We start from the raw sequence: 21,579 nt of genomic DNA on the forward strand, positions 1-21,579 counted from the left end.
CGTCACACATGACAGGTGTCAACTAATGGTGTGCCGCCTTGGCATGACCGTGGGCACAGGCGTCCGGCGGGGTGGCCGCCACGTCCAGTGCCGGGTTGCGGTCGAAGAAGCCGAACGGCTTGAGCCAGAACGACACCACGTCCACCGGCATCACCGGCCAGTCCTCCGGACGGGTGATGTGGTGGATGCCGAACACGTACCACAGCACCACGTCGGTGTTGTCGATCGACCGGTCGGCCTTCGTCCACTCGCCCAACCCGGTATCGGTCACCGACTGGTTGACGAACTCCCCCGCCGGCCAGCGCTCGTCCGGTTGGTTCGGGGTGACCCACAGCGTGTGGGCGATGACATTCGCACGCTGAATCACCGGTGAGGCGGGGTCGAACATCGCCGGGATCGCGCCGGTGGGAACCAGCTTGTACGACGGATGGGTCCCGAGGCCGTTGACGACGTTGGTATTGACCACCTTCCAGGCCCGCTGGGTGGCGAAGTTGACGTCCTGTTTGCCCTCCTGCTCGGTGCGCAGCGCCTGATTGCGGACCACTAGCGACAGGCCATACGGATTGTCCGGGCTGATCGGTTCTGCATACGACTCGGTCATGTAGACCGTGTTGTCGGTGCCGTCGACATCCAGATCCAACCGGGCGATCAGGAAGTGCTGATGGAACGGCGCGTAGGTGCGCTCGTCGACCAGCGTGCCGTTCTTCGGCGTCGGCCCGGCCGGGAACGGTGTGGTGACCATGATCCCGGTGGCGCGGACCTCGCACTCGATGTTGCCGTCCTGGTACAGCCGCCAGTACACCAGGTATTCGTAGTTGGCGACGGTGACGTGGAAAGACAGTGTGAGCCTGCGCATCCGGCGTACCTCGGCACCCGCATCGTGGTCGACGTGCTTCCACAGCACGGCGTTGTCTTCCTCGTGGATGCAGATCGCGTTGGTGATGGTGTACGGCTCACCGCTGCTGTTGTGCAGAACCGCATCCAGATAGCGGATCTCACCGAGGCAGTCGCAGCCGAGCTCCAGCGAGGTGGTCATGAATCCCAGACCCCACTCGCCGATGTCGAACGCCGTGCGCCGGTAGTGATCGACCGAGGAGTCCCGATACGGCACCACCATCTCGGCGAACGACATCCGGTGTGCCACCGAACGATCCACGTCTCCATCGCGGTACCGCACGGTGTGCAGGGTCATGCCCTCGCGATGGTTGAACCCGATCCGCAGCGACCAGTTCTGCCACCGCAACAGATTTCCGTCCAAGGTGAACGAGGGGCCCTCCGGCTGCGTGATGTCGAGCGGCTTGAGTGGATCCCGGCGCCATGCCGCCCGGATCCGTTCCGGGATGTGATGCGGCACGTATTCACCCATCACGTCCGGCTTTTCGGAACTGCCGTCATCTTCGACCCGCAGCACTTCCATGCTGTTGATGTCGATCACGCAATGCAGACCGCTGACCGGGTGCGCGTATGGATTGGCGCCGGCGGCCTGCTTGTACCAGGTGTCCGACCAGCCGATCCGCCGGTCACGATATTCGGGTGGCGCCACGGCATCGCCGTAGGTCCAGGTGTCCATGAAGACGTTGTCCAGGTCGGTGATGCCGCGTCTGGCCAGCGCGGCGATCACGTCGGGGTGCCGGCGCAGTACCTCGTCGCATTCGACGAACTCGTCGACGGTGAAATTGGCCTGGACGCCCGGAACATGGTCGAAGTTCTCGACCCGGTCATCGGTCAGCGACACCACGCCCTTGTACGTGGCGTTGGCCGCCCGCTCCAGGCAGATCACGGCCGCCCGCCGGGCCGGTGCAACGCCACCACCGTCGAACGCGGCCAATTCGGCCTTGGACGGCTCCACGAGTTCCACCGAGGCAACCCGCCAGCCCGCACCCACTCCGCGCTCACGCCGCAGTATCGCCGCCACCGCACGAAACTCGTCGGCAGACAGCGGATCCAAGGGGTAATCCACGTCAAATACGCAACCACACCGGAGGATTCCGTGCAGCGAATCGCTCAGAGTTGGATCAAACGAACTCAGCGCTCGGCGAGGGTGAACCCTTCCCAAGCCTGGCGTCGCACCGACCGCGGGTCGTATTCGACGCGGGGCTTACGGTCGAATACGAACACCGCGCGGTCATCGCTGTCATAGGCCGGCCACCCCGGGCCCGGCTCCCCGGACCGGCTGAACTCGCGCCACCGACGCTGCACGTCTCGGCTGACCCGCCGGGCCGACGTGCGGTCCCCCACGGCGGTCAGCAGCGCGCCGTAAGTCGTGTGGTACGTGTCGAACACGGCGAGCAGTTCCATCGCATGCGTCGCACCGAGCCCCGCCCAGTGCAGGGTGCGGGGCGCGTAGTCGTAGCGGTACACGTAGGTGGGTGCATGCTTGCTGTGTGCCTCGGCGATCTGCCACGTGGCCGAGGCGAACGCGAAATCACCACCGAGGCGCACACAGGCCGCGCTGCTCGGATAGTCCGGGTAGGCCGCGACGATCCGACGGCGGTCCTCGGGATCGGTACGGGCGAACAACTTTTCGATCATCGGCTCATTGGTCGGCAGCAGCGGGAGGAACCGGGTGAACAGCCGGCCCTCGTCGGCGTTGTTGCCGACGATCAACGGCACCCGGTGGGCACTGCCCTCGGCCATCGCCGTCACCGGATCGACCGGCAGATACTCCGTGCCGAATGTCGGGCCGACCGGAAACGCCCCCGGCATGTCCGTCTGTCCACGCATGATCAGTGATTCCAGCGCCCGGCCCAGGTCCGCGGGCCTGGCGGACATGAGTGCGGCAGCCGCCGATCCCCCATCGGGACTGACCAATTCGGCGAGCTGATCCGCGAGCCGGGCCGCGGCATCCATGGAGCTGACCATCCCGCTGGCCGGGCTCTCCGAGATCACCTGAGCGAACAGTCCTTCGGCCTCCGGCACCGCGAGCAGTGTCGCGACCGCGTGGGCGCCCGCACTCTCACCGAAGATCGTCACGTTGTCGGGGTCTCCGCCGAACACCGCCACGTTGTCGCGGACCCAACGCAGGGCCAGCACCAGATCACGCAGGAACAGGTTGTCCTCGATCGGATGGTCGGGAGTCGCCAGCGACGACAGTTCGACGCAGCCGAGCATGCCGAGCCGGTAGTTGACCGAGACGAACACACAACCGCGGCGAGCGAGCGCAGCACCGTCGTAGACGGGTGTGGCCGAACTGCCCATGATGTAGCCACCGCCGTGCACGAAGAACATCACCGGCAGCGGACCGTCGGAGTTCGGCTTTTCCGGCGCCACCACGTTGAGGGTCAGGCAGTCCTCGCTCATCGGCTGGTGCTTGCCCACACCGACGAGCGTGTAGCGACGTTGCTGGGGCGCGCAGTAACCGAACCCGTGGCAATAGCGCACACCCGGCCATGGCTCGGCGGGCTCGGGTGCCCGCAGGCGCAGCGGCCCGACCGGCGGTTTGGCGTAAGGGATGGAACGCCAACGATGTACGCCGTCACGCGTGAACCCCTCGACGATGCCGGTACTGATCTTTGCCCGGACAGTCCGCTCGTGCATAGACCGACCGTATCGAACAACACCAGTGGGGGCGGACACGCGGTGGGCGTGGCATGCGACCGCTAGCCTTGCGGGTATGCGAATCGCTGTGACTGTTGGGGCTGCTGTGCTTTTGGCGGCGCTCGTGGCGGCCTGCTCACCGGGAGGGGGGCACGAGACGCAGCCGAACTCGCAGCCCCGGATGTCGATGCCGGCCGGCGCCCCGCACACCAAGATCACCACAACCACCACGACCACCACCTCGCCGCTGCCCACCACGGCGCCGGATCCGGGTACCCCGATGAACCGGGTGATCAAGTGGGTCGAGGCGGGCACCCCGGCCGACCCGTCGGGCTTCCATACGGCAACGCGCGAAGGTCAATCCACCAATCTGGGTGACGATGTCGCGTTCGTCGCTCCTTCGGGCAAGGCCCGCTGCGCCACCGACAAGATGGCCGAAGGCCAATTGGCGTGCCTCATCCAGGCCAGCGGCCTCCCCTCGAAGCCGTCGGACGTCGAGGGTCAGTGGATTCCCGGCTGGGTGGATTTCGGCGGGGAGACCGTGGATATCGGCTCGCTGCACGGAGATCCGGGCCGGTTCAACTACGGGGACGGCGCGGAACTGGCCGCGGGCAAGTCACTGGCCTTCGGCGACTACCGGTGCCGCGCCGACGACACCACCCTGGTGTGCGTCAACTACGCGCACCAGTCCGCGGTGCTGCTGAACTCGTCGGGCGTCGAACCGTTGGGCTGTCTCAAGCCGGTCCCACCGCCGGTGGGCGTCGGGCGTCAGCTCAGCTGCCCGCCCGACTAGCGCCAGCCGTCGGCGGCCTTCGCGGCCTGTAGCAACGCGTCACACAACTGTCGCAGCTCGTCGGCTGCGGCACCCTCGTCCACCGCGATCGCGACATCCTCGGCCGCACACCGGACCTGATACACCCGGTCGGACAGCTGGGCGGCCTCGTCCGCGGAGAGCACCACCGAATCCGGGGCCAGCGAGGTGCCTTTCACCATCGCGCGCTGTTCGTAGGCTCGCTGCCGGCAGGATTGCCTGCAATACTGGCGACGCCGGCCCATCTGCGCATCGGCGACCTCACGACCACACCACCGACAGGGTTGCGGACGATTCTTTCGGTGGTGGTGCGCCATGGGTCCCGACTGTAGACTGCCCGACGCCGCGACCCGCGTATCATCGATGGTCGAGTCGGGAACTTCGCAACGCCGTGCTGCGTTGATACATCCGGACAAACGCCGAACAAGGAGTGTTGACGATGGCTGATCGCGTCCTGAGAGGCAGTCGCCTCGGAGCCGTGAGCTACGAGACCGACCGCAACCATGACCTGGCGCCGCGTCAGGTCGCGCGCTACCGCACCGACAACGGTGAGATATTCGACGTCCCGTTCGCCGACGACGCCGAGATTCCCGGCACCTGGCCCTGCAAGAACGGCATGGAGGGCACCCTGATCGACGGCGACGTGCCGGAGCCCAAGAAGGTCAAGCCGCCGCGTACCCACTGGGACATGCTGCTGGAGCGCCGCTCCGTCGAGGAGCTCGAAGAACTGCTCAAGGAGCGCCTCGACCTCATCAAGACCAAGCGTCGCGGTAGCTGAACCCGATAAAAAACCGCGGCCATGCCCTTGTGGGCATGGCCGCGGTTTTTTCGTCGCCGACTAACTGCGCACCACGCCCCTGGCGCGGTCCAGGCGCCCGCGGATACCCCACTCCGCGACCTTGAACATCGCCTCGCGGATGTTCGAGCCGCTCATCTTGGAGACCCCGAGCTCACGTTCGGTGAACGTGATGGGCACCTCGACCACCTTGAAGCCGTTGTTGATCGCACGCCAGGTCAGGTCGATCTGGAAGCAGTAACCCTTGGAGTCCACCGCGGACAGGTCGATCTTCTCCAGCACCTCCCGCCGGTACGCGCGGTAGCCGGCGGTGATGTCGTGGATACCGACACCCAGCAGCAACCGGGAGTAGGTATTGGCGGTCTTGGACAGCACCAGCCGCCGAACGGGCCAGTTGCGTACCGTGCCGCCGGAGACATAGCGCGAACCGATGGCCAGGTCCGCACCGGCGTCGACCGCGTCCAGCAGCCGGCTCAATTCCTCCGGCGCGTGACTGCCGTCGGCGTCCATCTCGACCAGGACCGAGTACCCGCGGCCCAGCCCCCAGGCAAAGCCGGCCAGATAGGCCGCACCCAGACCCGCTTTGCTGGTCCGGTGCATCACGTGCACACGATCCGGGTCGGCCAGTGCCAATTCATCGGCCAGCTTGCCGGTGCCGTCGGGGCTGCCGTCGTCGACCACCAGGATGTGCACCTCGGGGCTGGCGTGATGAACACGCCCGACGATCAGCGGCAGATTCTCCCGCTCGTTGTAGGTGGGAATGATCACCAGGGTGCGCTGACTCGGGCGTTCACCGTCCCGGCGAGGGCTGGATTCCCCCGGCCGCTTCGCTCCGTCACCAGGGACTGTCATGTGGCTCCTTCATCGTCGCGGGCCTTCGCCGGTGCGACGCCTCATTCTTTGCACGAACCCTCCATTGTGCAGTATTGCGGCGAGCAACGCCCCAAATCCAATCGTGACCAGCGCCACCTGCAAAGCCGGCCCCCACTCGGTGGCGGGTGTCAGCTCGGTTTTCAGCCTGACCTGGCTGTCCAGATAGGCGGGCTGGAAGAACTCGGTGCGAGCCAGCTCACGTCCGTCCGGCGCGATCACGGCACTGATCCCGGTGGTCCCGGCCACCACGACGTACCGATCGTGCTCGACGGCCCGCAGTTTGCCGAACGCCAACTGCTGCGCACTCATGCTCTCGTCGAACGTCGCATTGTTGGTGGGCACCGTCAGCACCTGCGCGCCGCTGAGCACCGACTCCCGCGCGGCCCGGTCGAAGATCACCTCCCAGCAGGTGGTCACCCCGATCGGCACTCCCGCGGCGTGGACGACGCCGTTACCCTCACCCGGCACGAAGTAGCCGGCCCGGTCCGCATATGACGACAGGTGTTTGAAGAAGCTGCGCCACGGCAGGTACTCGCCGAACGGCTGCACGATCTTCTTGTCGTGGCGCTCCCCCGGCCCGTGTTCCGGATCCCAGACGATCACGGTGTTGGTGGCGACCGGGTTGTCCGCGGTGTAACCGTCGGCCTTGGTGACGGTTCCCACGAGGATCGGCGCGCCGATGGCGTCGGCGGCGGCGGTGATCTGAGCCGCGGCGTCGGCGTTGGCCAACGGGTCGATGTCGGAGGCGTTCTCGGGCCACACCACGAACATCGGCTGCGGGGCCCTGCCCGCGCGGACGTCGTCGGCCAGCTGCTGCGTCTCTTTCACGTGGTTGTCGAGCACCGCACGGCGCTGGGCGTTGAACTCCAGTCCGAGCCTGGGCACATTGCCCTGCACGGCGGCCACGGTGACGGTCTGCTCATCGCCCGCGCCGGTCCCGGAATGACGAACCTGCGGCCACAACAGTGCGGTGGACAGCAGAACCACCGTGATGCTCAGGCCGGGCAGCATGACCGCAGGCGCGGGGAAGCCCGGCTTGTGCCCGTGACGCCACCAGTGCGCGATCTCCAGTGCCAGCAGCGTCGCGCTGAAGCCGACGAGCGCCACCGCGAACGACAGGACCGGGGCGCCGCCCCAGCGCGCGATGGCGAGCAGTGGTCCGTTGGTCTGGCCGAATCCGACCACGCCCCAGGGAAATCCGCCGAACGGCACGGTCGACTTGAGCCACTCCTGGGTACTCCACAGCGCCGCGAACCACAACGGCCATCCGGGTAATCGCCTGACCACGACCGCCGACAGGCCGAAGAACCCGCAGAACACGGCCTCCATGGCGGCCAGGGCCAGCCAGGGCACCGCACCGACTAGACCGCTGATCCACGGCAGTAGCGGGATGTAGAAGGCCAGCCCGAACAGGAATCCGTAGCCGAAGCCGCCGGCGAGGGTCGTGGACCGCAGCGTCAGCACCCAGCCGATCAACGCCAGCCCGACAAAGGCCGCCCACCACCAGCCGGTGGGTGGGTAGCTCAGGCACAACCCGAGTCCGCCGCCGACCGACGCGCTCAACTGCGCCCACCGCGCCGCGGCGGCGCGGCCAAACCGCGACGCCCGGACGGTCACCACGGACCAGCGGTCCGGCGTGCCCGCCGCGGTCAGGCGATACCCGCGGTCCTCGGGTTCGTCATCGGGATCGATGTCGGCCACCGGATCGCCGGTGACGTCCTCATCCAGTTCGCCGAAGGACTCGTCGTCGAGCTCGTCGAGTTCTGCCAGTTCGTCTTCCTCGATGGCCGGGATCACGTCGGTGGTCTCGTTGGGTCGCGGGCGGCCCAAACCATCCGGCCGCGGCGCCCGGGAGCGCTCGGATCGGTCTCGCGGACGGTCACTGCCCATGAATGACGACACCCCGGTGGACGGTCTGACGGCAGCGCGGCAGGTCCGCGTCGGCGGCCAGCCGCGGCAGTGCGGGAACGCGTGACCGCGGGTCGGTGGACCAACGTTGGACGGCGTTTGCCGGTGCGCTGACCTCCAGATCGTCGGCATCCCACACCGCATAACTGGCAGCGGCCCCTGGCGTCAGCGTTCCGGTGACACCGTCGCGGACCCCACCGGCCCGCCAGCCCCCACGAGTGGCCGCAGCGAACGCTGCCCGAGCCGAAATGGCGCTGCCTGCGCTGCGGTGTGACACCGCCGCACGCACGGTCTGCCAGGGATTCATGCTGGTGACCGGGGTGTCTGAGCCGAAGGCAAGGGGCACGCCTTCGGATGCTAACAGCGCAAACGGGTTGAGCCGGTGAACTCGGTCAAGCCCGAGACGCTGGGCGTACATGCCGTCTTCGCCGCCCCACAGGGCATCGAAGATGGGTTGCATGCTGGCCATCACACCCCAGGCGCCCAACTGGGCGGCCTGCTCGGCGTTGACCATCTCCAGATGCTCCAGGCGGTGACCGCAGCGGGCCACGGCCGGGCCACCCAGCCGCTGCGCCACAGCCTCGAATCCCTCGACGACCGCGGCGACGGCGGCATCGCCGATCACGTGGAACCCGGCCGGGATTCCGGCCTCCGTGCATGCCTGCAGATGTGTGGTGATGGCACCGACGTCGAGATAGGAATTGCCGCAGGTGTGGGGTGCGTCGTGGTAGGGCTCGTGCAGCCACGCGGTGCGTGAGCCGAGAGCGCCGTCGACGAACAGGTCTCCGGCCAGCCCCCGCGCGCCCGTCTCGGCAATCAGGTGGCGGGCATGTTCGGCGTCGCGGGCCGGCTCGCCCCAATATCCGACGACCTCTACTCCGTGCTCCAGCGCACGCAGCTCCTGCCAGTCCAGCAGGCCGCCGATCTGCGGGCCTGCGCATTCGTGGACCGCGGCGATGCCCATCCCGGCGGCGTGGTCGAGCGCCTCGACGCGGGCGTCGTGCCGTTGCTGCGCGGTCAGCTGTTCACGCGCCGCTGCACGCACCAGGTGATGCGCCTCGGCGCTCAGCGGGCGCTGCGGATCGAACCCGGCGGCCTCGGGCAGCGCGGGCACCAACCGGCGCAGCGCGGTGGTGGCGGCGGCGGAATGCACATCGACGCGGGCGAGATAGGCGGGACGGTCTCCCAGGACGCCGTCGAGGTCCTCGGTGCTGGGGCCGGTGCGTTCCGGCCAGCCCGACTCGTCCCAGCCGTGCCCCCACACCGGCCCGTCCGGATTCCGGCGGGCGTATTCGTCCACCAGTCGCAGGCAGTGCGCCAACGAGGTGGCCCCACGCAGGTCCAGGCCGCGCAGATTCAGCCCGGTGGCGGTCAGGTGGACGTGGCTGTCGACGAACGCCGGGGCGACGAACCCGCCGTCGAGGTCGATCACCTCGGCATCGGGAAACTGTGACCGGCCGACGTCGTCGGTACCCAGCCACGCCACTACTCCGCCGCGCACGGCGAATGCCGTCGCGTCGGGATAGCTGGGGCTGTGGATACGCCCGTTGATCAGGAGAGTGGTCAAGCTGTTTCGGCTGGCGGTCAGGCCTGGGGAGGCAGACGGTACGGATCGACGTCGTTGACGTCGATTACTTCGCCGTCAATGTAGTCGCCTGTCCCCCGTCGAAAATCGGCGGCACCGGTCGCTGCACCGAAACCGGCGGGGGCGGCAACGATGAGCGGCACCCGCCGGGCGACCAGGCCCGTGAGCACCGGCCGTGCGGCCGCCCGCGTGGGCGGCAACAGCAACAGTGCGCCGACGACCGAGCTGGCCAGTCCGGGAATCACCACCAACACGGTGCCCAGCGCCACCAGCAGGCTGTCGGACACCGTGCCCTGGGGATCGGACAGGCCACCTGACAGGCCCGCACGCAACCGGCGGATGTGCCGGTTGAGCTGCGAACCCGCCAACACCAGCCCGATCACGAACGAGGCCAGCAGCAAGAGCACGGTGTAGCCGAACCCGATGGTCGCCACCAGGGCGACCATCACCGCCATCTCTACGAGGAGATAGATCAGAAACAGCCGCTTTGCCATGCCAGGTCAACGATCGGGCGGGCGGTTCGGTTCCGGAGCGGGTGCCGGTGCGTCGGCGGCACGCACCTCGATCGCGCTGTGCACCTTGTCGATGCCGCCGCGCAACAGGGCCCGCGGCACGAAGTACCAGACGTGGTTCCAGTACCGCTTGATGATCGCCTCGAACACCCGCCGGGTCTCGGACTTCGGCAGGTTGTGCGCCACCGCCTCCACCGGATCGCCCTTCGGAGCGCCGAGCACACCGCATTTCTGGATCGTGACCCGCGGGGTGTTGTTGATGCGCTTGGTCTTCCACGATCCGTCGTCGGTGATGATCAGCAGCTTGTCACCGTCCGGGACGCCCCACACCGCGGTCGGCTTGGGCTTGCCGGTCTTGGTAAAGGTGGTCAGCAGCAGGTACTTCTCGCGGTAAACGTCCTCGAAGGTAGGTGCCATGAGACTCAGTTCACCGGTTTGAGCAGAAGCGAAACGTTGTTCTGCATGCCGCCGCGCAGCTTGGAGAAGACGTTGAACGTCTTGCCCAGCAGGCCGTACCGCTTGCCGATCGCATCGTAGGTGGCGCCGTTGGCCGATTTGGGCAGGATCTCCGCGACGGCCTCCACCGCCTCACTCTTGGGATTGCCACGCACGTCACAGGCCGCGAGGGTGACCCGCGGCGTGTTGCGGATCCGTTTGACCTTCCAGGATGTTTCCTGCGTGATCACCACCAGCCCGTCAGGTGACGGCGCGGCCCAGATGGCGGTCGGCTTGGGCCGCCCGTCCTTGGTGAACGTGGTCAGCAGAACGTAGTTGGCCTTGGCGACATCGGCGAAGGTGAGAGCCATGCTGCCCAATCTAAGCCAACAGGTCGGCGGGCGTTGACTCTGCGAACAGGGCGCAAATGTGCGAGAACGGTGCGCCCTGGGCGCAGAGTCAGCGCGGTCAGCCCTCGAGTTCGCCCTCGGTTTCCAGCAGCACCTGACGCAGCCCGTCCAAGGTGGCCTGCTCGGGCTCGGCCCACATGCCACGCCCCGCAGCCTCAAGGAGTCGCTCGGCCATGCCGTGCAGCGCCCACGGGTTGGACTCCGACATGAACTTGCGGTTCTCGTCGTCGAGAACGTATTCGGCCGAGAGCCGTTCGTACATCCAGTCGGCCATCACGTGCGCGGTGGCGTCGTAGCCGAACAGATAGTCGACCGTGGCCGCCATCTCGAAGGCACCCTTGTAGCCGTGCCGGCGCATTGCCGTGATCCAGCGCGGGTTAACCACCCGGGCCCGGAACACCCGGTTGGTCTCCTCTGACAGCGTGCGGGTGCGGACGGCATCTGGGCGGGTGTTGTCACCGATGTAGGCCGCCGGGGCCTGTCCGGTCAGTGCCCGCACGGTGGCGACCATGCCGCCGTGATACTGGAAGTAGTCGTCGGAATCGGCGATGTCGTGTTCGCGGGTGTCGGTGTTCTTGGCCGCCACCGCGATTCGCCGGTAGGCCCGGTTCATGTCATCGGCGGCGGGGGCTCCGTCGAGTCCGCGACCGTAGGCGAATCCGCCCCAGGCGGTGTACACCTCAGCCAGGTCGGCGTCGTCGCGCCAGTTGCGGCTGTCGATCAGCTGCAGCAGACCGGCCCCGTAGGTTCCCGGCTTGGAACCGAAAATCCTTGTGGTGGCTCGCCTTTGATCGCCGTGTTCGACCAGGTCGGCCTGCGAGTGGGCACGAACGTAGTTGTCCTCGACCGGCTCGTCGAGGCCCGCCACCAATGCCACGGCGTCGTCGAGCATGGTGACCACGTGGGGGAAGGCGTCGCGGAAGAACCCCGAGATGCGCACCGTGACGTCGATGCGTGGTCGGCCGAGTTCTGCCAGGTCGATCGGCTCCAGGTTGACGACCCGGCGGGACGCGTCGTCCCACACCGGCCGCACTCCCAGCAGGGCGAGCACTTCGGCGATGTCGTCACCGGCCGTGCGCATGGCCGAGGTACCCCACACCGACAGCCCGACCGATTGCGGCCAGCGGCCGTAGTCGGTCCGGTAGCGGTCCAGAAGTGAATCCGCCATCGCCACACCGGTTTCCCAGGCCAGCCGCGACGGAACCGCCTTGGGGTCCACCGAGTAGAAGTTGCGGCCGGTGGGCAGCACGTTGACCAGTCCGCGCAACGGCGAGCCGGACGGCCCGGAGGCAATGAAGCCGCCGGCCAGGGCGCGCAGCACCTGGTCGATCTCCGCTTCGGTACCGGCCAGCCGGGGCACCACCTCGGTCGCGGCGAAGCGCAGGATGCGGGCCACCTCGGGATTGTCGGTGATGCGGTCCACTGCGGAAGCGTCCCAACCGGATTCCTGGAGCGCGGCCACCAGCTCGCGGGCACCGGCCTCGGCGGCGTCGACGGCCGCGCGGTCGTCACTGCCGTCCTCGGTCAGGCCCAGCGCCTGACGCAACCCGGGAACCGTCTGCTCGCCGCCGAACAGCTGCCGGGCCCGCAGGATGGCCAGCACGAGATCGAGTTCACCTGGGCCGGTGGGCTTCTGACCCAACACATGCAGACCGTCGCGAATCTGGACATCCTTGATCTCGCACAGCCAGCCGTCCACGTGCAGCAGCATGTCGTCGAAGGATTCCTCGTCGGGACGATCCTCCAGACCCAGATCGTGGTCCATCTTGGCCGCGCGCATCAGCGTCCAGATCTGCTGGCGGATCGCCGGCAGCTTGCCGGGGTCCAGCGCAGAGACTGTGGAGTGCTCGTCGAGCAGCTGTTCGAGTTTGGCGATGTCACCGTAGGTTTCGGCGCGCGCCATCGGCGGGATGAGGTGGTCGATCAGGGTGGCGTGCGCCCGGCGCTTGGCCTGGGTGCCCTCCCCCGGATCGTTGACGAGGAAGGGGTAGATCAATGGCAGGTCCCCGAGTGCGGCGTCGGTGCCGCAGGCCGCGCTCATACCCAGCGTCTTGCCCGGCAGCCATTCCAGGTTCCCGTGCTTCCCCAGGTGCACCACGGCGTCCGCACCGAACGAACCCGGGAACGACTTGTCCAGCCAGCGGTAGGCGGCCAGATAGTGGTGGCTGGGCGGCAGGTCGGGGTCGTGGTAGATGGCCACGGGGTTCTCCCCGAAGCCGCGCGGCGGCTGAACGATCAGCACCACGTTGCCGGCCTGGATGGCCGCGATGACGATCTCTCCGTCGGGATCGCGACTGCGGTCGACGAACAGCTCTCCCGGTGGCGGGCCCCAGTGCTCGGCGACCGCATCGGATAGCTCGGCAGGCAGCGTGGCGAACCAGGCCCGGTAATCCTTTGCCGGGACCCGGATCGGGTTGGCGGCCAGGGCCTCGTCGGTCAACCAGTCCGGGTCCTGACCGCCGCGCTCGATCAGAGAGTGGATCAGGGCATCCCCGTCGCCAGAGTCGACGATTGTGGCAAGGTCGCCGGGCGCTCCGGTGTCGCCGATGTCGTACCCCGCATCGCGCATCGTGCGCAGCAGTGCGACCGCGCTGGCCGGGGTGTCCAGACCGACGGCATTGCCGATGCGGGCGTGCTTGGTGGGATAGGCCGAAAACATCACGGCCACTCTCTTTTCCGCAGCCGGGATGGCTCGCAACCGAGCGTGCCGTACGGCCAGGCCGGCCACCCGCGCACAACGCTCGGGGTCGGCGACGTAGGAGATCAACCCTTCGGAATCGATCTCCTTGAAGGAGAACGGCACGGTGATGATGCGCCCGTCGAACTCGGGAACGGCGACCTGGGTTGCCACGTCCAGTGGCGACATGCCGTCGTCGTTATCCGACCACTGATCCCGCGAACTGGTCAGACACAGGCCCTGCAGGATCGGAATATCCAGTGCGGCAAGGTGAGCGACGTTCCATGAATCGTCGTTACCGCCGGCACCGACTGTCGCCGGGGTGGCGCCGCCGGCAGCGAGCACTGTGGTGACGAGCGCATCGGCGGTGCCCAGCAACTCGAGGAGTTCGGGTTCGGCGGTGCGCAGGGAGGCGCAGAACACCGGCAGCGCCCGGCCGCCGGCCTGCTCGACGGCGTCACACAATGCCTCGACGTAGCCGGTGTTTCCGGCGAGTTGCTGGGCGCGGTAATACAGCACGGCCACGGTCGGACCGGCGGCGTCGGTGGCGGCGCGCTCGAGGACACCCCAATTCGGAGTGCTCACCGGCGCCGCGAAACCGAATCCGGTCATCAGCAAGGTGTCGGACAGGAAGGAATGCAGGTTCGCGAGGTTTTCCAGACCGCCCTGGGCCAGATAGATGTGGGTCTGCAGGGCCGCACCCTGCGGGGCGGTCGAATGCCCCATCAGCTCGGCGTCGGGCGACTGCTCGCCGCTCACCACGATGGTCGGCAGGCCGCTCGACACCACGGTGTCGATGCCGTCCTGCCAGGCTCGGCACCCACCGAGGATCCGGATCACCGCGATGTCGGCACCCTCGAGGAGCTCCGCGAGCTCACCGCTGACCAGCCGCGACGGGTTCGCCCAGCGGTACCGCGCCCCACTGGCGCGGGCAGTGATCAGATCGGTGTCCGAGGTCGACAGCAGCAGGACGGTGGGCGTAGCGGCATCGTTTGCGGCGGTCGAAGCGGCGGCGTCAGAAGGGTGGGACACCCCCCATTCGTACCGCACCGGCTACCCGATCGGGGCAGCCGGTGCGGTACGAATCAGCAACGTTCAGGGTTGGGTTTCGCCGAACCGGTCGTGCCACGACTGCCGGTAGGGCCGGCCCGGCGTCGCAACGAGCACCAGCACGAGCACGGCGAATGCACCGAAGGCGAGCATGGATCACTCCTTTCGTCAGAGCCTCTGTCAAGCTGTTCAACTTCCCGGTACCGGTGGTCCCGGAAATTCCCCTAAACGGTACGTCCGGCGGCGTCGAAAATGGCCGATCTGTAAGCGACCGAACAGGTTTCCGCACCTATGACGGATGTCACAACACCGGCCGAAAGTAGGATGGACTGCGAGATGACCAGAACCCGCGACAACGACGCCTGCCCCGGCGCACTGACGGTGCACCAGGCCGCCGACGGCGCCCTGGTGCGGGTTCGGCTCCCCGGCGGCATGATCAGCTCGACGCAATTGACCGCAATGGCCGACGTCGCCGAGCAGTTCGGCTCTCCGGCAATGGAACTCACCTCGCGCGGCAACATCCAGATCCGGGCGTTGACCGACACCGACGGGGCGGCCACCGTGCTGGCCGACGCCGGGCTTCTGCCATCGCCGACCCACGAGCGGGCCCGCAACATCGTCGCCTCACCCCTGTCCGGACGTTCGGGCGGCATCATCGACGTCCGCCCACTGGTCACCGAACTCGACAACGCCATCCAGGCCGACCCGGCGCTGGCCGCGCTGCCGGGCAGGTTCTGGTTCAGCCTCGACGACGGCCGCGGCGACATGTCCGGGATCGACGCCGACGCCGGGGTGCACGCGCTGGACGACGGCACGTGCGCACTCCTGCTGGCCGGCCGTGACACCGGGGTACGACTCGACATCGGTGACGCGACGACCACCCTCATCGAGGTGGCCAGACGGTTCCTCGACATCCGCGGAAAGGCCTGGCGGATAACCGAACTCGACGACCATTCGGCGCTGTTGGACGGTCTGGACGTCACTGCCCCGGCGGGCGCCACCTGGCCGCCGACAGTGCAACCGCCCGTCGGCTGGATTCAGCAGAACGACGGCCGCATCACTCTGGGCGCCGGACTGCCCCTGGGTGTGTTGCCGGCCCGGACCGCCCACTTCCTGGCTGCGATCGAGTCGCCACTGGTGATCACCCCGTGGCGCTCGGTGCTGGTGTGCGACGTCGGCGAAGGTGAAGCGGACATGTCGCTTCGTGTGCTCGCGCCACTGGGACTCGTGTTCGACCAGAACTCGCCGTGGCTGCGGGTCAGCGCCTGCACCGGCAGCCCCGGATGCGCCAAGTCGATCGCCGATGTGCGCGGCGACGCGGCCGAGGCGGTCGACAACCCCACGGAGACGCACCGGCACTTCGTGGGCTGCGAGCGGGCCTGCGGCAGCCCACCCACCGCCGAGGTCCTGATCGCTACTGAGGACGGATACCGGCTGCGTATCGCGCCCCCGTAGGGTATGCGGGTGCTCGACTACATCCGTGACGCCGCCGAGATCTACCGGCAGTCATTCGCGACGATCCGTGCCGAGTCGAACCTGTCGCGCTTCCCCGACGATGTGTCGCGGGTGGTCGTCCGGCTGATCCACACTTGCGGCCAGGTCGACGTCGCCGATCACGTCTCCTACTCCGACGATGTCGTGACCAGGGCACACGCCGCCCTCGCCGCTGGCGCCCCGGTGCTGTGCGACTCGTCGATGGTCGCGGCCGGGATCACCCGCTCGCGACTGCCCGCCGACAACGAAGTCGTCTCACTGGTGGCCGATCCGCGCGCCCCGGAGCTGGCAGCAAAGTTGGGATTCACCCGGTCGGCGGCCGCCGTCGACCTGTGGGCCGACCGCCTCGGCGGGGCGGTCGTGGCGATCGGCAACGCGCCGACAGCACTGTTCCGGCTGCTGGAACTGCTCGACGAGGGTGCGCCCGTGCCGGCCGCGGTGCTGGGCGGGCCTGTCGGTTTCGTCGGGTCGGCGCAGTCCAAGCAGGAACTGGTCGAGCGCCCGCGTGGCATGTCCTATCTGGTGGTGACCGGCCGGCGCGGTGGCAGCGCCATGGCCGCGGCCGCCGTCAATTCGATTGCGAGTGAGCACGAGTGAGCACAACGGCGTCAGAACGTGAAACCCGGGGCACCCTGTACGGCGTCGGGCTAGGCCCGGGCGATCCGGAACTTGTGACGGTCAAGGCGGCCCGCCTGATCGGTGCGGCGGACGTGGTGGCCTACCACAGCGCCAAACACGGTCACAGCATCGCCAGGGGCATCGCCGAGCCCTACCTGCGCGAAGGTCAGCTAGAGGAACACCTGGTCTACCCCGTCACCACGGAGACCACCGAGCACCCCGGCGGGTACGTCGGCGCGATGGAAGATTTCTATGCCGCCGCGGCCGAGCGCATCGCCGCGCACCTGGAGGCCGGCCGCGACGTGGCCCTGCTGGCCGAGGGCGATCCGCTGTTCTACAGCTCCTACATGCACATGCACACCCGGCTGACCGAGCGATTCCATGCCGTCATCGTTCCCGGTGTCACCTCGGTGAGCGCGGCCTCGGCCGCCACGGGCACTCCGCTGGTGCAGGGCGACGACGTGTTGACGATCCTGCCCGGCACACTGCCCACCGCAGAGCTGGAACGCCGCCTGGCCGACACCGACGCCGCCGTCGTGCTCAAGCTGGGCCGTTCGTACACCCGGGTGCGGGAAGCCCTGGAGTCGACCGGACGACTCGACGAGGCGTACTACGTCGAGCGGGCCAGCACCGACCGGCAGCGGGTGTCGCCGGCGGCCGAGGTGGGCGGCGACGGCGCCACGGACGTCAAGGTGCCGTACTTCTCCCTGGCCATGGTGCCCGGCCGGTCACGTTCCACCACACCTCAGGGCAGTGTCGTGGTCGTCGGCCTCGGACCGGGCGACTCGGACTGGATGACCCCGCAGAGCCGCCGCGAACTGTCCGCCGCCACCGACCTGATCGGCTACGGCCCGTATCTCGATCGGGTCGGGGCCCGCGCCGGGCAGCACCATCACCCCAGCGACAACACCGACGAGCCGGCCCGCGCGCAGCTGGCCTGCAAGCTGGCCCAGGAGGGCCGGACGGTTGCGGTCGTGTCCTCCGGCGATCCCGGCGTATTCGCCATGGCCACCGCGGTGCTCGAGGAAGCCAAGCAGTGGCCCGGCGTCGAGGTCCGGGTGATCCCCGCGATGACGGCCGCGCAGGCGGTCGCCAGCCGGGTGGGCGCCCCGCTCGGCCACGACTACGCGGTGATCTCGCTGTCCGACCGGCTCAAGCCGTGGGACGTGATCGCCGAGCGTCTCACCGCCGCGGCCAAGGCCGATCTGGCGCTGGCGATCTACAACCCGGCCTCCAAGACGCGGACCTGGCAGGTGGGCGCCATGCGCGAGTTGCTGCTGGAGTACCGCGATCCGAGTACCCCGGTGGTCGTCGCACGGGCCGTCTCCGGCGCCGAGCCGGGCCCGGGCGAACGGGTGTCCGTCGTCCGACTCGCCGATCTGGATCCCGCCCAGGTGGACATGCGCACGATGTTGATCATCGGCTCGTCGCAAACGCAGTGGTACAGCGGCTCGGCGGCCGGTGACACCACCGAGGACCGGGTGTTCACCCCGCGCCAGTACCCCGGCTGAGCTCATCGACTGACGCGCGTCGAGATTCATTGACAGCTGTCAGTAGGACCGATAGTGTCCGGCGTCACACCCGTTCGAAATGGGAGGGCCGGCCACCATGCCGACGGCACCACAGGACGCACCCGCGCGGTCACCGGTCGACCGTCGGCAACCCCAACGCAGCGATCAGCGCCGCACCGCGATCCTGGAGGCGCTCAACGAGCACCTGCAGAAGACCGGGTTCGACGCGCTGAACATCGCCGAGGTGGCACGCCAGGCCGGGGTGGGTCGATCCGCGTTCTATTTCTATTTCGAGAACAAGGCAGCCGCCGTCGCAGCCTTGGTCGAGCCCATGTACGACGCGTTGTTCGCCGCCAACAACATCCTGGCCGACGCGACCCGGCCACCCCGAGACCGCGTCCACGACACCATCGAGGCCGTGCTGCGGACAGCCGAGGATCATCGCTACCTGGTGCAAGCGATGTTGGAGGCGCGGGGATCCAGCGGGGCGGTTCGTGATCTGTGGGACCAGGCGCGCGAGTCCTTCGTCCCCACCGTCTCCACCGTGATCACCGCCGAACGCGCCGCAGGCCGGGCGCCCGACGGCGCCGATCCGGTGGTACTCGCGAGCCTGCTGATCGAGTTCAACGATCGACTGGTCGAACGATTCGTCCTCGGTGGACCGCTGTCGCGACAACAACTATCGGAAGGTGCTGAGGCAATGTGGATGGGCTCGATCTACGGGACGATTCGATGACCGCGGCGGGTTCCATCCCCATGTCCATCCCGGGCAAACCTGCCGAGGTGACCGCCGGATGGTTGTCGAAGGTCCTTGGTGCCGAAGTGGATTCGGTACAGACCGCACCGATCGGCACGGGCCAGACCGGTGCCACCTACCGGGTGTCGGTCACCTACCGCGACGACGATGTTCTTCCGGGTACGTTCGCGGTCAAGCTGCCGTCACAGGACGAGACGGTGCGCGACCGCGTCACCATCGGGTACCGCTCAGAGCATGCGTTCTACACCAATGTCGCCGACCACGTACAGATCCCGGTCCCACAGTGCCACCATTGCGAGATCGCCGGAGAGGGCACCGATTTCGTCCTGCTCCTCGCCGATATGGCGCCGGCCGAGCAGGGTGATCAGATCGCCGGCTGCACCCCGGCCGAGGCCACGCTGGCAGTCCTGGCACTCGCCGACCTGCACGGGCCGACGTGGGCCGACCCGCGGTGGGCCAACTTTCCCGGTATCGCCATGCCCAAGCCGGAGCCCGACTCCGCCAAGGGATTCGGTGACGTCGCCAAGATGGCCGCCGACATCACGCTGGACAAGATCGGCGCACGCCTGAGCACCGAGGACCAGGACACCATGCGTGCCGCGATGTCGGTCGTCACCCCGTGGCTGTTGGCCGAACCGGACCGGTTCGCGATCCTGCACGGCGACTACCGCCTGGACAACATGCTGTTCGACCCCGACCGGACCCGGATCACCGTGGTGGACTGGCAGACTCTCGGCTCCGGCCTGCCCGCTCGCGACCTGTCGTACTTCACCGCGACCAGCCTGGATCCGACCGTCCGGGCTGCCGCCGAAGCCGACCTCGTCACGGCCTACCACGACCGGCTACTGTCCCACGGTGTCACCGGTTATGACCGCGAAACCTGTTGGCAGGATTACCGTTTGGGCATGCTGCAGGCGCCGCTGATCACGGTGCTGGGCACCGCGTTCGCCAGTTCCACCGAGCGCGGCGACGACATGATGGTGGTGATGGCCCAGCGCGGCTGCCAGGCCATCCGCGAACTCGGCACGCTCGATCTGATCAACGTCTGACCGGCGGTCCCGTGACCCGGGTGCCAGGGGTGACGCGGGCAATCCCCCGCACGATCCGAGGCATCCGCCGTGCCATCACCGCCATGGCCTGATCCGATCGACGCATCGTGGGCCTCGGACCAGGCGTGGGCACCGCGGCCAGCTCCGCTTCGGGCGTTCCGGCCCGCGCGCCGTGGCGATCGACCGCCAGGAGCCGCCAGGTGCCCGGCACCCCACGCAGCTGGACGTCGCCGCGGTCCTGGAAGCCGGTTCCCGAGCCCACGACGAGATCGCGGACGGTGCTCGACACCAGGATCTCCCCCGCGCCGGCCAACCCGAGGATGCGCGCCGCGATGTGGACGGCGATTCCCCCGATATCGCCGTCCAGCAGCTCGCATTCGCCGGTGTGGATGCCGGCGCGGATCTCGATGCCCATGGTCTCGGTCTGATCGCGCAGCGCCTCGGCGCAGCGGATCGCCTGTGTCGGGCCGTCGAATGTGGCGAGGTGTCCGTCACCGGTGCTCTTCACCACGACACCACCGAATCGACCGGTCAGGTCACCGGTGATCTCCCCCATCCGATGCAGCACCGCCCGCCACCGCTCGTCACCGGTGGCCGCGGCGTGTTGGGTGGAGGCCACCATGTCGGTGAACAGCACCGTGCGCAGCGCCCGGTGCGACTGCGACGGTGCGGCATGGCTGCCGGTGAGGAATTCCTCGATCTTGCTGGTGATCTCGTCGGGGTTGGCAATCCAGGGCGCATGGTCGGTGCCGTCCACCTCGAACAGCCGCGCACCCGGAATGCGGGCGGCGATATACCGCCCGCCCTGGATCGGGACCAGATCGCCGGTGGCATGGATGACCAGAGTCGGCGCGGTGATCGTCGACAGGACCGACCGCACATCGATCCGGAACAGTGCCCCCAGCGTGGCCCGGGCCATTCCCGGGCTGGCACTCATCCGCTCGACCATCCCGAGCTGGCGCACCGAACCGGCGTCCGGAAGCAGGAGTTTGAGTGCCGCACCGGTACCCCACAGAGAGGTGCTGGCGCGGCCGAATTCCTGAAAGGTGGCGAGCTGCCGGGTCGAGGGCGTGTAGTCCTCGCCCATCTCGGTGAGAATCCGCGCGTGCAGCTCGGACGGGTCACGGTCGAAGTCAGCCCACTCGGTGATACCGAAGTACGCGAAGGTGCCGGCGAGGATGAGGGCCTGGGTGCGTTCGGGCCGGGTCGCCGCGAACAGCATCGCCGCGGGTCCGCCCTCGCTCAACCCGAACAGCACCGCACGGCCGAACCCCGCGGCATCCATCACGGCCTCGATCTCGGCCGCCCGTTCGTCGAGCGTGCGTACCTGCGGGACGGGATCCGAAAGCCCGACGCCGGCCTTGTCGTACAGCAGGACCCGGCAGAACGTCGAGATCCGCTCCATGAAGGCCTCGAACTCGGGCATCGTCCAGAACAGCTCCAGATGGCTGACGAACGAACCGGCGTAGACAAGGTCGACGGGCCCGTCTCCGAATACCTGGTAGGCGAGACTCAGACCGCCGCACGGTGCATATGACGTCTCCGCCACGTTCGGA

17 protein-coding genes and 1 pseudogene are annotated in these 21,579 nt (G+C 68.0%); 7 read left to right on the top strand and 11 right to left on the bottom strand.

What is annotated here, in order from left to right:
- Positions 1-22: 22 nt before the first annotated feature.
- Positions 23-1,960: a primary-amine oxidase gene (locus tag AB0876_RS23580; protein ID WP_526043085.1), complete on the bottom strand. Its 1,938-nt coding sequence runs from the start codon at positions 1,958-1,960 to the stop codon at positions 23-25.
- A 65-nt stretch (positions 1,961-2,025) separates the two neighbouring features.
- Positions 2,026-3,537, bottom strand: coding sequence for a carboxylesterase/lipase family protein (locus tag AB0876_RS23585; RefSeq protein WP_526043086.1), 1,512 nt, complete (start codon positions 3,535-3,537; stop codon positions 2,026-2,028).
- A 76-nt stretch (positions 3,538-3,613) separates the two neighbouring features.
- On the opposite strand from AB0876_RS23585, the gene AB0876_RS23590 reads away from it, so the two are divergent.
- Positions 3,614-4,330: a hypothetical protein gene (locus tag AB0876_RS23590; RefSeq protein ID WP_064960625.1), complete on the top strand. Its 717-nt coding sequence runs from the start codon at positions 3,614-3,616 to the stop codon at positions 4,328-4,330.
- On the opposite strand, the gene AB0876_RS23595 is transcribed toward AB0876_RS23590, so the two are convergent.
- The gene (locus tag AB0876_RS23595) at positions 4,327-4,665 is read right to left on the bottom strand and encodes a hypothetical protein (protein ID WP_064880956.1); all 339 of its coding nucleotides are present in this window, start codon (positions 4,663-4,665) and stop codon (positions 4,327-4,329) included. The genes AB0876_RS23590 and AB0876_RS23595 overlap by 4 nt on opposite strands.
- A gap of 122 nt (positions 4,666-4,787) precedes the next feature.
- Here AB0876_RS23595 and AB0876_RS23600 point away from each other — a divergent pair, with 122 nt between their 5' ends.
- On the top strand, positions 4,788-5,126 hold the full coding sequence (locus AB0876_RS23600; RefSeq protein ID WP_064881086.1) for an RNA polymerase-binding protein RbpA: 339 nt from the start codon (positions 4,788-4,790) through the stop codon (positions 5,124-5,126).
- Positions 5,127-5,207: 81 nt separating this feature from the next.
- Here AB0876_RS23600 and AB0876_RS23605 read toward each other — a convergent pair.
- From AB0876_RS23605 to cobN, 7 genes and pseudogenes are all read right to left on the bottom strand, one after another.
- Positions 5,208-5,942, bottom strand: a pseudogene (locus AB0876_RS23605) (polyprenol monophosphomannose synthase); the annotation flags it as partial.
- Between the two features lie 63 nt (positions 5,943-6,005).
- A complete protein-coding gene (lnt, locus tag AB0876_RS23610; protein ID WP_526043087.1) occupies positions 6,006-7,907 on the bottom strand; it encodes an apolipoprotein N-acyltransferase in 1,902 nt (633 codons plus the stop codon).
- A complete protein-coding gene (locus AB0876_RS23615; RefSeq protein ID WP_526043088.1) occupies positions 7,897-9,492 on the bottom strand; it encodes an amidohydrolase in 1,596 nt (531 codons plus the stop codon). The genes lnt and AB0876_RS23615 overlap by 11 nt, the downstream gene beginning before the upstream one ends.
- 17 nt (positions 9,493-9,509) lie before the next feature.
- Positions 9,510-10,004, bottom strand: a complete 495-nt coding sequence (locus AB0876_RS23620) for an FxsA family protein (protein ID WP_526043089.1) — start codon at positions 10,002-10,004, stop codon at positions 9,510-9,512.
- Positions 10,005-10,010: 6 nt separating this feature from the next.
- Entirely contained in the window at positions 10,011-10,439 is a 429-nt protein-coding gene (locus AB0876_RS23625; RefSeq protein WP_491840689.1) for a PPOX class F420-dependent oxidoreductase, read from the bottom strand.
- Between the two features lie 5 nt (positions 10,440-10,444).
- Positions 10,445-10,828: a PPOX class F420-dependent oxidoreductase gene (locus tag AB0876_RS23630; RefSeq protein ID WP_491840688.1), complete on the bottom strand. Its 384-nt coding sequence runs from the start codon at positions 10,826-10,828 to the stop codon at positions 10,445-10,447.
- 97 nt (positions 10,829-10,925) lie between these two features.
- The gene (cobN, locus tag AB0876_RS23635; RefSeq protein ID WP_526043090.1) at positions 10,926-14,576 is read right to left on the bottom strand and encodes a cobaltochelatase subunit CobN; all 3,651 of its coding nucleotides are present in this window, start codon (positions 14,574-14,576) and stop codon (positions 10,926-10,928) included.
- Between the two features lie 354 nt (positions 14,577-14,930).
- Here cobN and cobG point away from each other — a divergent pair, with 354 nt between their 5' ends.
- From cobG to AB0876_RS23660, 5 genes are all read left to right on the top strand, one after another.
- Positions 14,931-16,049, top strand: coding sequence for a precorrin-3B synthase (cobG, locus tag AB0876_RS23640; RefSeq protein WP_491840686.1), 1,119 nt, complete (start codon positions 14,931-14,933; stop codon positions 16,047-16,049).
- 9 nt (positions 16,050-16,058) lie between these two features.
- Positions 16,059-16,685: a precorrin-8X methylmutase gene (locus tag AB0876_RS23645; RefSeq protein ID WP_491840685.1), complete on the top strand. Its 627-nt coding sequence runs from the start codon at positions 16,059-16,061 to the stop codon at positions 16,683-16,685.
- A complete protein-coding gene (locus tag AB0876_RS23650; RefSeq protein ID WP_491840684.1) occupies positions 16,682-18,217 on the top strand; it encodes a precorrin-2 C(20)-methyltransferase in 1,536 nt (511 codons plus the stop codon). Before AB0876_RS23645 ends, AB0876_RS23650 begins: the two co-directional genes overlap by 4 nt.
- A 97-nt stretch (positions 18,218-18,314) precedes the next feature.
- Positions 18,315-18,953, top strand: coding sequence for a TetR/AcrR family transcriptional regulator (locus AB0876_RS23655; RefSeq protein WP_491840683.1), 639 nt, complete (start codon positions 18,315-18,317; stop codon positions 18,951-18,953).
- Positions 18,950-20,023 (top strand): phosphotransferase family protein, encoded by a 1,074-nt coding sequence (locus AB0876_RS23660; RefSeq protein ID WP_526043274.1) that lies wholly within the window; start codon positions 18,950-18,952, stop codon positions 20,021-20,023. Before AB0876_RS23655 ends, AB0876_RS23660 begins: the two co-directional genes overlap by 4 nt.
- Here the strand turns inward: AB0876_RS23660 and AB0876_RS23665 are convergent.
- Positions 20,013-21,572, bottom strand: coding sequence for an adenylate/guanylate cyclase domain-containing protein (locus AB0876_RS23665; RefSeq protein WP_491840682.1), 1,560 nt, complete (start codon positions 21,570-21,572; stop codon positions 20,013-20,015). The two genes, AB0876_RS23660 and AB0876_RS23665, sit on opposite strands and share 11 nt — an antisense overlap.
- Positions 21,573-21,579: the final 7 nt, after the last annotated feature.

The organism is Mycobacterium sp. NPDC049093 (genome assembly GCF_040704635.1).
Taxonomy (GTDB): Bacteria; Actinomycetota; Actinomycetes; order Mycobacteriales; family Mycobacteriaceae; genus Mycobacterium.

Bases quoted from the DNA above. Each gene is read 5' to 3' on its own strand.
- AB0876_RS23590 (WP_064960625.1), top strand. From the start codon at position 3,614: ATGCGAATCGCTGTGACTGTTGGGGCTGCTGTGCTTTTGGCGGCGCTC.
- AB0876_RS23595 (WP_064880956.1), bottom strand. From the start codon at position 4,665: ATGGCGCACCACCACCGAAAGAATCGTCCGCAACCCTGTCGGTGGTGT.
- AB0876_RS23630 (WP_491840688.1), bottom strand. From the start codon at position 10,828: ATGGCTCTCACCTTCGCCGATGTCGCCAAGGCCAACTACGTTCTGCTG.
- AB0876_RS23620 (WP_526043089.1), bottom strand. From the start codon at position 10,004: ATGGCAAAGCGGCTGTTTCTGATCTATCTCCTCGTAGAGATGGCGGTG.
- lnt (WP_526043087.1), bottom strand. From the start codon at position 7,907: ATGGGCAGTGACCGTCCGCGAGACCGATCCGAGCGCTCCCGGGCGCCG.
- AB0876_RS23660 (WP_526043274.1), top strand. From the start codon at position 18,950: ATGACCGCGGCGGGTTCCATCCCCATGTCCATCCCGGGCAAACCTGCC.
- AB0876_RS23600 (WP_064881086.1), top strand. From the start codon at position 4,788: ATGGCTGATCGCGTCCTGAGAGGCAGTCGCCTCGGAGCCGTGAGCTAC.
- AB0876_RS23585 (WP_526043086.1), bottom strand. From the start codon at position 3,537: ATGCACGAGCGGACTGTCCGGGCAAAGATCAGTACCGGCATCGTCGAG.
- AB0876_RS23625 (WP_491840689.1), bottom strand. From the start codon at position 10,439: ATGGCACCTACCTTCGAGGACGTTTACCGCGAGAAGTACCTGCTGCTG.
- cobG (WP_491840686.1), top strand. From the start codon at position 14,931: ATGACCAGAACCCGCGACAACGACGCCTGCCCCGGCGCACTGACGGTG.
- AB0876_RS23655 (WP_491840683.1), top strand. From the start codon at position 18,315: ATGCCGACGGCACCACAGGACGCACCCGCGCGGTCACCGGTCGACCGT.